The sequence below is a fragment of the Pontiella desulfatans genome, from assembly GCF_900890425.1.
In the GTDB taxonomy this organism is placed as follows: domain Bacteria; phylum Verrucomicrobiota; class Kiritimatiellia; order Kiritimatiellales; family Pontiellaceae; genus Pontiella; species Pontiella desulfatans.
Map to the genome: position 1 here is coordinate 710,416 of NZ_CAAHFG010000003.1, position 10,800 is coordinate 721,215.

4 protein-coding genes are annotated in these 10,800 nt (G+C 51.9%); 3 read left to right on the forward strand and 1 reads right to left on the reverse strand.

The features are described 5' to 3' along the window. Together E9954_RS23910 and E9954_RS23915 are read left to right on the forward strand one after the other, a co-directional pair. Window positions 1-4,632 carry a CBM96 family carbohydrate-binding protein gene (locus E9954_RS23910; RefSeq protein ID WP_168442548.1) on the forward strand — a complete coding sequence of 1,544 codons (4,632 nt, stop codon included), beginning with the start codon at window positions 1-3 and terminating at the stop codon, window positions 4,630-4,632. Window positions 4,633-4,659: 27 nt separating this feature from the next. Beyond that, window positions 4,660-6,726: a serine/threonine protein kinase gene (locus E9954_RS23915; RefSeq protein ID WP_168442549.1), complete on the forward strand. Its 2,067-nt coding sequence runs from the start codon at window positions 4,660-4,662 to the stop codon at window positions 6,724-6,726. A 97-nt stretch (window positions 6,727-6,823) separates the two neighbouring features. Here E9954_RS23915 and E9954_RS23920 read toward each other — a convergent pair whose 3' ends face one another. Then, window positions 6,824-7,453, reverse strand: a complete 630-nt coding sequence (locus tag E9954_RS23920; protein WP_168442550.1) for an RNA polymerase sigma factor — start codon at window positions 7,451-7,453, stop codon at window positions 6,824-6,826. Between the two features lie 152 nt (window positions 7,454-7,605). Between E9954_RS23920 and E9954_RS23925 the strand changes: the two genes are divergently transcribed. After that, on the forward strand, window positions 7,606-10,782 hold the full coding sequence (locus E9954_RS23925; RefSeq protein WP_136081798.1) for a hypothetical protein: 3,177 nt from the start codon (window positions 7,606-7,608) through the stop codon (window positions 10,780-10,782). Window positions 10,783-10,800: the final 18 nt, after the last annotated feature.

The following is a 10,800-nucleotide window of genomic DNA, read 5'->3' on the forward strand; positions in this document are numbered from 1 at the left end:
ATGGCTGCGCATGCAACAGACTACTATGTGGCCACAAACGGCAATGACACCGCGAACGGGAAATCCGTAGGGAACGCCTTCGCGACGATTCAGAAAGGTATTGATGAAATGTCATCCGGGGATACGCTCTATATCCGCGGTGGGCGCTATCATGAAGAGGTGGGCATTACCAATCGCACCGGCCTGACGATTGAAGCCTATGCCGGTGAGCAGCCGGTCATCGATGGCACGATTCCAATGGTTGGAACCTGGACGGCAACGAATTTGAATGGGCATTCGGTCTGGGTGACTTCAGCGAGCGAAGATATCTGGCAGCTTTTTGTGGATGACCGCATGCAGGTGGTGGCGCGCTGGCCGAATGTGACGGTGGGGCATCCGTGCGATCCGATCCAGCTGAAGGCCAACGGCCATGATCCGGTGGAGAACAGCTGGTGGGATATTGGCACCTGGGGGCAGATGTATAATGTACATAATGATTCCGGGGTTCTGACCAATCATACCGCTTATCACGACCTGGCCGCTGAGGGGCTTAGTTTTTCGGGGGGCTCGATTATTCTGAATTTCCACTCCGAATCACAGTTTTCGCGCAACATCCTCACGCATACTGCCGGGAGCAATGCGCTGACCTATGAGCCGGTGGTTAACCCGCACGACAAAGGGGCGGGTCCCTTTCTGATTGAGCATTTGAACGCGTTGGATCTTCCCGGCGAGTGGTGGTATGACCAAACCTCAGGGCTGGTCTGGTTCTGGCCGGAAGGCGGGCAGGATCCCAACCAGCTCAACATTCGTGGAAAATCGATTGATTATGGATTGTCGATTGGTGGATCCAGTTCGGATATCGAAGTGAAAAATATCGACTTCTTTGCCTGCACGGTGAATGCACCGAACCAGTCATATCTGACGTTTGACGACTGTCTTTTTGACTATCCCACCTGGTTTCCGAGGATGCTGGGGGAACATACCTACAACATGGTCAACGGCGAGGCCCGCATGCAGCCGCTGGGCGAGGGAACCACCCGCCTGACGGATGGATCGAACCACACCATCAAAAACTGCATTTTCCGATATTCGGATGCGCTGGTCGATATGGATGACGGGTTTCAGAATGTGGTGGATAATAATCTGTTTCACCACTGGAGCTTTTCCGGTATGGCCTCCTTTGTGTTGAACATGAATTCGAATCACGAAAGTGTGCAGCGCCGAAACACCTTCCATACCAATGGTTCAAAGGTGATGTCCAAGCATTCCAACTGTGATGTGGAGTGGTCGCGTGCGTATTGGTTCGGCTATTTCCAGAACGATGGAACCGCGTGGCAGTGCAAAGGGGGTAACGGGGCCGGGGGCGGATCAGATGGCGTACGACGACATCATATCTGGCACCATGATGCCAAGAAGGTCGGCGGACGCTGGGATGGTAATGCCGGAATCAATGGCACCGACGATCACTTTGTTTCATGGAATGCCGTGGCATCGCTGCTGATCAAAGGGGACTACCATCGCGTTGTGAATAATACCGGACTCTTCTCTCATGACCCGACCGATAACATGCATAAGATCGACATGGGGTCGGATACGAATGATGTGAAGAATGGTCACACCATCACCTATAACAATCTTTCCGACAGTATTTCGGCCACACGCAGCGGCTATACGCCGTTGAACGGGAATGCCACCAACAACTGGAACGGATATCATCATCCAGACCCGTCCGATACGGCAGACAAGCAACTGCGTGACCCGAAGAATCTCGATTTTCGCCCGCGGGCGGATTCGGATCTGATTGACCAGGGTACGGTGGTTCCCGGTCTCAATGAGGATTATATGGGCAGTGCGCCGGATATCGGCGCCTATGAGCATAACTGCACAAACTATTGGATTCCCGGTTTCCAATCACTGGAAGCCAGTACGCCGGTTCCTCCCAATGGTTCCATAACCGTGAAATCCGATGCCGACCTGATGTGGCTGGCCGGCCGGGATTCGACCTCACACAATATTTATTTCGGCACTATTTCGGGAGCTCTCACGTTCAGCACCAATCAGGTGAACAATATTTTTGAGCCGGGTGAACTGGTGGAGGGGCAGACCTATTTCTGGCGGATTGACGAAGTGACGCCGACGGGAACCGTGGTTGGCACCGAATGGAGTTTCACACCGGGAACCGAGCTGACGACCGTTTATCAAAGCTTTACTCCGATTGCCGATACGTATGCGCACTATGATGCCAGCAATGCAACCTATGCCACACAGAATTTCGGCACTGATACCTCGATCAAGTTTACCAGTTATAATAATGGAGACGTTAGGAAACACGGTTACATGATGTTTGATGTCAATGTGACCGGCCAGGTGGTTTCGGCTACGTTGAACCTGCATAACCCCAATGGCGGAACGGTAGGGGGGCTGGGGGTTTATGCTATGACCAATGCCGCGTGGGGTGAGTCTACACTCACCTGGAATAACCGTCCGGAAATTGATGGGCCTATTCTGGACAGTAAGGATATTAAAACCGGGTGGAGCTCGTTTTTTGTCGGGGAAGGCGTATCCACCGGCCTGGTGTCATTTGGACTGATTAAGGAACTGGGTAACGGAAACCGGGCCATTTCCAGTTCGGAAACCACCAACAGTCCGGTGCTGATCGTTGAATATGCCGCGGACCTTCCTGATCTTCCGGCGATGCCTCAGAATTTAACCGCGCTCGGTGGTCCGGGGAATATTGCACTGAGTTGGGATGCGAGTCCGGAAACCTATGTGATGGGTTATGATGTTTACCGAACCGATTATATTGAAGATGACTTTGTTAAGATCAATGCGTCGCTGGTGACCTCCGCTGTTTATGTGGATACGGCCGTCATTCCGGGGCAGATTTATTACTATAAAGTCCGGGCAGTGGATCAGTATGGACGGCAGTCGTACGGTACGCCATGGGCGGATGCCGTGCCGCAGACACAGGGAGGAAATACACCGCCCATATTCACCTCCAACCCGGTTGTGAAATCCGTGGGCGGTCAGGATTCATCATACAGCGGTAACCTGGCGGACAATGCCGTGGATTTAGATGGTGATTCATTACTGTTCAGCAAGCTTTCCGGTCCATCGTGGTTGAACGTGGCGACCAACGGGGTGCTGTCAGGAATGCCGGGCAACGATGATGTGGGGCTGAATAGCTGGCAGGTTGAGGTAAGCGATGGCGAGGATGCCAATACGGCCACACTTCGGATCACCGTAATCAATGTGAACGACGCTCCGGTGTTTAATGCTGATCCAATCATTGGAACTGACGGCATTGTTGGAGAGGACTATATGGATACCCTTGCAGATGATGCCGATGATATGGACGGGGATACGCTGACCTTCTCTAAACTGTCCGGGCCCTCCTGGTTGAGTGTGGCGGCCAATGGGGAACTTTCCGGAATGCCCGATGCTGCCGGCCTGAATATTTTCAATGTGCAGGTTTCTGATGGCAACGGTGGAAGTGATACGGCAATACTTCATATTGACGTGGCCGCCGAACCTCCAGCAGGCGAGCTGCTCGCCTATGAGGGGTTTGAATATGAGGCTGGCACGAAGATTCATGGCCTTAATGGAGGGTTAGGATTCAGCAATGTCTGGGTCAGCAGCCAGAATGGATTGTCGGATGATCACTTCACCATTGTGTCGGACGGTGACAGTTGGGGCGATCTGGCGGTTTCAAGTAACCGGCTTCAACGGGTTTCGCCCGGAGGAAAAGAATCGTTATCCCGCGTGCTGTCCGGCGATCTGGGAGCTACGAACCTTTGGTTCAGCGTGCTTTGGCGTCCGAATGAAAATGAAGGATTCGCCATTGGGTCAGGAGCCTTACAGGAAGATGGTAGCCCACCCGATAATATTAATGGTGATGTTGGTTTCGGTTTCACCAATGCCGATAATCTGAATGCATTAGCGTGTATCTGGGATGCATCCGGCCGCCACGAATCCAGCGGTTCTATTTCCATCAGCCAGAATACTCCGGTGCTCGTGGCGGGGTATATCGAGTTCAATGTCGGAACCTCGGGAGAGGACCGGTTGTCATTATATCCGGTTTCGACCAACCTTACATTGGGATCAGCAATTACCGTTGAGTTGGATGTCGATGAAAGCACATTGAATACACTCACCATTGAAACCCAGGCGGGGCCGGGTTATGACGAAATTCGAATCGGCCGAACGGTTGACGATGTGCTTCCGGACAGTTCAGAGCCTCCGGCGCCTGTACCGGCGTATGACACGTGGAGCGATGAATTTGGACTGGTGGGTGCGGAGACGAATTATTTTGCCCAAACCGATACCGATGGCATGAATCAGTTGCTGGAATACGGTCTGGGCGGCAATCCGACCAATGACGATGCTGATGCCGTTATGCCGGCGTCTTCAATGATTGAGATTGGCGGAACAAACTGGATGGAATATGTCTATCGCCGGCGCACCGATGCCGACAGCCGCGGACTGGCCTATTGGCTGGAGCGGAGCACAAATCTTGTTTCCAATATTTGGAACACCAATGGATATATGGAAGTCGGTACAGGAAGCCTCGAGCCGGGATTTGAATCCGTAACCAACCGGGTGCAGGCCGATGACGGTGAGCAGTATATTCGCCTGCGCATCTCTATTGAATAGCGGTGTGAAATGCGCGAAACTCCCGAAATGAGCGATGACTATTCAGAGCTTGAACAGGAATTAACGGATCGGCTGCCCGACCTGGAATCGCTGTATGAAGATTCCGGGGATATGGAGGGTGCAGAGCAGACGTATCTTCTTCCTATCCTGAACTCGTTGCGCGAAGCCCACGGGCATTATACGGATGAAACCTTTGTCAGCGCGGGCGGAGAAAAGCGTATCTACAAAGTGCGTGATTTGCATACCGACCGTATGGTGGCGCTGGCCAAACCGCTGGAGGATGCAACAGAAGAGCAGAAAGAGCAGTTTCTCCGTGAAGGCCGGTTGACGGCTTGCCTGCAGCATCCCAACATTCTTTCCATTCACGATGAGGGGCTCGATGAAAACGGCGATCCGTTTTTCACCATGGAATATGTTCATGGCGATACGCTGAAGACCATTATCCGAAGGATTCAGCGGGGTGATGAGGATTATGTGAAGCGCTTTCCGCTGTCCCGTCTGCTGGAGCTTTTCGTTAAAATCTGTGATGGAATCGCCTATGCCCATTCCAGAGGGGTCCTTCATCTGGATATTAAGCCTGCAAATATTTTTGTCGGTCCTTACGGTGAGGCGTTGTTGTGTGATTGGGGGTTGGCCAAAATTATCCGGTCGGATGATGGATTGGATACTGATGAATTGCCCGCTGAGGAATTGCCGAACGGAGATATACTCAATGATCTGACCCGGCATGGGGTAGTAAAGGGAACACCGGGGTTTATGGCTCCGGAGCAAGTGAAACCCGGTCAACAGATATCGGCACAGACCGATGTGTATTCGCTGGGAGCCCTTCTGTATTTTATTCTTATTTTTCGACCGCCGGTCTCCGGCACGTCCATGACGGAGGTCGCTGAACGCACCCTTGCGGGGAATATTATTGCCCCATCCCGAGCCTTGAAGGGGCGTTCGATTGCCAGTGGGCTTGAGGCGGTTGTGATGAAAGCGTTATCGCTGAAGCCGGAAGATCGTTATGTCAGTGTGCAGGCCTTCCGTGATGAACTCGACCGCTACCTGATGGGGTTTGCCACCAAGGCCCAGGATGCGGGCTGGCTGATGCAGCTGTGGCTGTTGATCAAACGCCGGAAGTTTGCTTTTCGTGTCGCGGTAATATCTTCCATTCTTCTGTTGCTGCTGGGGGTTGGTGCGTTCGTCCGGGTGGTGGGGGAAAAACGACAGGCCGAAGCGGCCCGGAGCGAAGCGGAGGAAAACCTCAGGTTGTATAAAGAGGAAACAGAAGTTTCGCGCACCCTTTCAGACAGTATCCGGGCGACTGCATTGGATTTTATAAATGATGAAGATTTCCTGAATGCACCGGGAAAGATTAAGTCCATTAACAGTCACCTTCTGCAGGAAACTGATCCTGAAAATCGGCAGGTCATGCTCGAATATTTGGCTATGCTGCATTTTGTGGTGCAGGATTTTAGACAGGCCGCGGCATGTTTTGATCAGATCACCGTGAGCCAGCGGTATGAGGCTTGTCGGGATCTGGCGAAACAATATGGAGCAAATAAAACCGACGAGGAATGGCTGAGTGCCACTGAAATGGTATCTTTGCTCAATGAACTTAAACGCCATATCCGGAACGTGGCCTACTATATGGCCTATTACTATTTCAGCGAACACCCGAGGATGCCGGCAGAGGAGTTGCTGCCGGTGGTTGAGGTCATGCTGGATACGCTCAATAATCTTTCCTATACTGAAAAATCCATGAACAGCCTGGAGCTGGTTTCCGGTGAGCAAGGATTGCATCTGTCTCTTGCGGGAAAACCCTATTCCGTCTTTATTATGCCTATTCCGGTAACGATTAGGCAGGCCAACGTCTTGCGGCCTCTTAAATTGCATTCGCTGGATTTAAGCGATTCTGGACTGAACGATCTTGAACGGATCAGCGGCATGTTGGTCGACGAGCTGAATATTGCCGGTCTTAAAACCATTCCATCCTTTAAATTCTATGTCTTTGACCGGCTCAAGGTGAAAAAGGTTTTCCATACGTTGGATCACCCCGATAAATATCTCAGGAAACATGCGCCGGATGTGGAGTTTATCCGGGTGGATTAGGTAGGGCTCGCTCTCCGAGCGCGCCTCTCGGTGGAACAGCTCTGCGCTTGTGCGGTGCGGCAGGGCGGACGGCTCGGAGAGCCATCCCTACCTCTCTCTACTCCAAATCCTGTTTCAGAAACTCCAGTTCGGTATTAAAGCGGGTTTTGACGCGCGACTTGAGTGTGTTGACGGTGCTTTCCGAAAGTCCCGTGCGCGACATCACTTCTTCGGTGCTCCATCCCTGAATGCAGAGGCGGAAAACCTCGATGGCATTTTTTGAAAAGAGGGACTCTATGTTTTTCAAGGCCAGGTTGGTGAGATGGATACGCCATTCCTGATCGGCAATTTTATCGATCTCCGGCAGGCGGATATTGTCGAGGTAGCTCAGCGTGGAATCCGCTGCTGCTTTTTCCTCGCGGGCAACACGGCGCTGACTGGAACGGATAAACTGCAGCACTTCGTTTTTGGTGATGGTGCTGAGGTATCCCCGGAAACTGGTAATGCGTTCCAGTTCAATGTTTGGAAGTTTTTCCCAGAGTTTAATCATGATATTCTGGTGGATGTCCTGCGCATCAGCCTCTGATATATTCATATTCCGAATTACGGCATACACATACCGCCGGTAGATTTCGATGAATTCTTCCCAAGCCCGCTCATTCTGCTGGTTCTGTACCCGCGCGATGAGGGTTTTACGAGTGGCGTATTGGTCGTTCTGGCCGTTTTTCATGTCATCCATCATACCCATGAAACGCCGGAAAGCAGACATTTTTTTATGAAATGCATTTTTTTTGTAAAAAACATCAAAATCAGCATTTTGTACGGCATTACCTGAGATGAAGGCGGTTCATACCGCATTCCCCATACAGCGTGTAATAAAGCATAAACAGGAGAGTAAGCATGAAAGTCAAGCAGTGGATGGCAGTGGCGTCTGTTTTAGTTACGGCGGGTTCTGCGAATGCGGTGTTGTTAGCCTATGAAGGATTCGAATATCCGACCACAGCCGGGGGATTATGGTCAGGCACAGGAAGTACCGGATTAAACGGAGGGACTGGCTTTGCCGGCGAATGGTTTGTAACCGATACCAGCGGCGCCGCAAACTGGAACATCACCGCCGGAAGCCCTTCATGGGGATCGCTGAATGTGAGCAGTAATCAGCTGTTCCGCGAATTAACAGGCGGTACAGAGGAATTAAGCCGGCCGATTCATGCGACGAATGTAACTGCTTTTGTTGCTGCAGGTGAAATGTGGTTCAGTGTGCTTTGGAAAGGTGGTGATAATGCGGCTTTTGCTATCGGAGGAGGCCCATTTGCCAACGACACCGCCCTGACTCTCTCTTCGGGACCTGGATTTGGTTTCCAGAACAGAAACCTTTCAGGAACAGGACAGGGTATTGCTGCCGCAGTTTGGGACGACGGGGGCGTTGTAACCTTCAACGGAGCCGGTGACTTGGCTCTTTCGCGTGGAACCACAGCTTTTCTGGTCGGCCATGTTTCATTTAATACAGGCACTGGCGGCGCGGATGTTTATAAACTTTATTCCGTCGGCGTGGATCTGGTCTTGCCGGATACACCAATCGCCACACTTGAAGTCAATGCAACAGAGTCTTTATTGGATACGGTAGCCCAGAACACCAACCGCAACCCGGGAATGGATGAGCTGCGCATCGGAACTACCTATGCCGACGTTATAGCCGCTTCTGTGGAGTTCATCTTTAACCTGATGCCGGAAGACCAGCAGATTGTCCGGGCCGATTATCCGGCAGTTTCAGCAACGAACAGTATTCAGGTGGAGTATGACAACCACGCAGCAGGCATCGAGATTTCGGCGTTGAACCTTTCCGATACCAATGCGTTCAGTGTTTTAACCGGGACGCCTTTCACCATGACCGATCCCATTCCTTCGAACACGGCATTGGAATTTATTTATGATGCCTCTGTGGTTTCCAATATTACCGGAGCGACGGCCGGATTCAGTACCACCGGTTCGGTGGATATCGTTTGGACCAAGGTGGGAAGTGGAGTTTCCGAAACCAATACGGTTGAGTTGATCGGACAGTTCCGCAATTCCGCCGCTGATTTTAATTATGACAGCAGCCTCTCCCTGGGACTGCAATATCCCGCAACAGCGGTAACCAACGATATATCGGTCTCCTATGTGGCCGGTCGTCCGGGACACACCAACGTGCAGATTACGGCGATTGATTTGGTGAATGCCTCCACCAATGGATTCAGCGTTCTGACAGCTCCGTTTACGATCCCGGATGCTGAGCCGTCCAATTCGGTCATTCAGGTGGCATTCGACAACAGCGGTGGTCAGCTGCAGAATAAGGACAGCGCGACCGCTGATATTCTGATCACCTGGCAGGAAGCCGGAGGAATCACCAATTATGTTGTGACCAACTCGGTGTCAGTTACTTATCTGAACCTGCCGCAGGGGGTCATTCAGCAGGTATTTTCCAATCCATCCAATATTGAAACCTTTGGTGATGGTAAGCTGCAGTTGAACAACTTTGCATTGGCCACCAATAAATGGATCGGCGCAAATCTGGAGCAGAAGGTTGGTGACGGATATCTGTGGGTGAAGTCCGGCGGTAACAACCGCTCAACGGTGAATCTGATCGAAAGCGGCACGCGCGGCATGGATAACTTCGGCCCGCAGGATACGGTGGTTCTGAGCAACGGCCTGTATCGCTATGACTTCGACTTTGAAATGACGCGAACACCTAATGCGGAAAATATGTGGGGCTTCGGGGCCTATGCCTTGATCGGCCAGGATACCTACGATACCAACAGTATGGTCAACTATGTTGAGTTTGATCTGGGTACCGGTGACCCGGTCTATGTTGATCCGGTAGGGGTGGGCTCTGCCTATTACCGCGTTCACCCGAACGGCAAGCTGATCAGTTCAAATATCATTGCGCGCACGACCGGTTCCGTCTATCTGAACATTCAGGATGGAGAAGATGCCCTGTTCGTGATTCAGTCGGGTGGAAATGCAGAGCCCTATATTTATGAGCTGACACTGACCCGTGTCGGGGACTTTGATCCAAACACCGATACACCGAATTCACCGAATGCGGTACTGGCGGCCGACTTCAATGATGCCAGTGCAACAAATGCAATTGTTGTATGGGATCAGACCGATACCAACGCAGGAACGGACAGCAACGGGGTTTCGATTGCGAATACATTCCGCGGTACCAATGTGGATTGGGATAGTCAGAAGCTTTCCTCCATTGCAAATAATAATACCAGGAAGGCCACAGCGATTGTGTTACGGCGGGGTGAGGCAGGCTATGATGACGTCGGTGTGCAGGATACGATTGCTCTGACATCCGGGGTATACAGCCTGACGCTTGATCTTGATATTGAGGGATCGTTCCCATCGAATTCTTCCTTGGTCAGCGTTGAGCTCTATGCGTTATCACAGGATCCGGCCGGTGATGTTAATCAGGTTCAGATCTTCCACGCACCCGGCGACTTTGCGACGCTGCGAACGGATGGAACCGCGGGCTTCAGTCTGTTGGGTAAGGTGGAGTATACCAATACACTGTCGACCACCGTATCGCTGACGGATATGCAGGTACTTAATGATCAGGACGTTGCCCTCGTTTTTTATCACCGGGAAGGGCCTGATCTGCTCATCGACAACATCGAGCTGGTGCGCACCGGCGATGCAGTCCTGTCTGGCTATGAGGGATGGGCATCAGGCTTTGCCGGATTCTTCGATACGGCGCTTGAATCAGATCCTGATGGCGATGGCGTCAACAACCTCCTGGAATATGCCCTTAATGGTGACCCAACCGCAGGAGGCGACGATATCCTGCCGAAATCCACTATGGGTATGGATGGTGGAAGCAACTGGCTCTATTATGTTCATACCGAACGTACGGATGACGGTACACTGACCTACACCGTTGAAGCCGGAAACAACCTGGTGTACACCAACTGGAGTGCGGCAGGTATCGACTATGTCGATGAAACGGTTCCGGCTGGTAACTATAAGTCGGTAACCAACCGGACGGATGTGGATCTTTCCTCCGAGTTCATTCGTTTGCAGGTTGAAAAAGACTAATGCGGCTGCGCAGCAGAA

Coding starts and splice junctions, on each gene's coding strand:
- E9954_RS23910 (WP_168442548.1), top strand. CDS start 1: ATGGCTGCGCATGCAACAGACTACTATGTGGCCACAAACGGCAATGAC.
- E9954_RS23915 (WP_168442549.1), top strand. CDS start 4,660: ATGAGCGATGACTATTCAGAGCTTGAACAGGAATTAACGGATCGGCTG.
- E9954_RS23920 (WP_168442550.1), bottom strand. CDS start 7,453: ATGGGTATGATGGATGACATGAAAAACGGCCAGAACGACCAATACGCC.
- E9954_RS23925 (WP_136081798.1), top strand. CDS start 7,606: ATGAAAGTCAAGCAGTGGATGGCAGTGGCGTCTGTTTTAGTTACGGCG.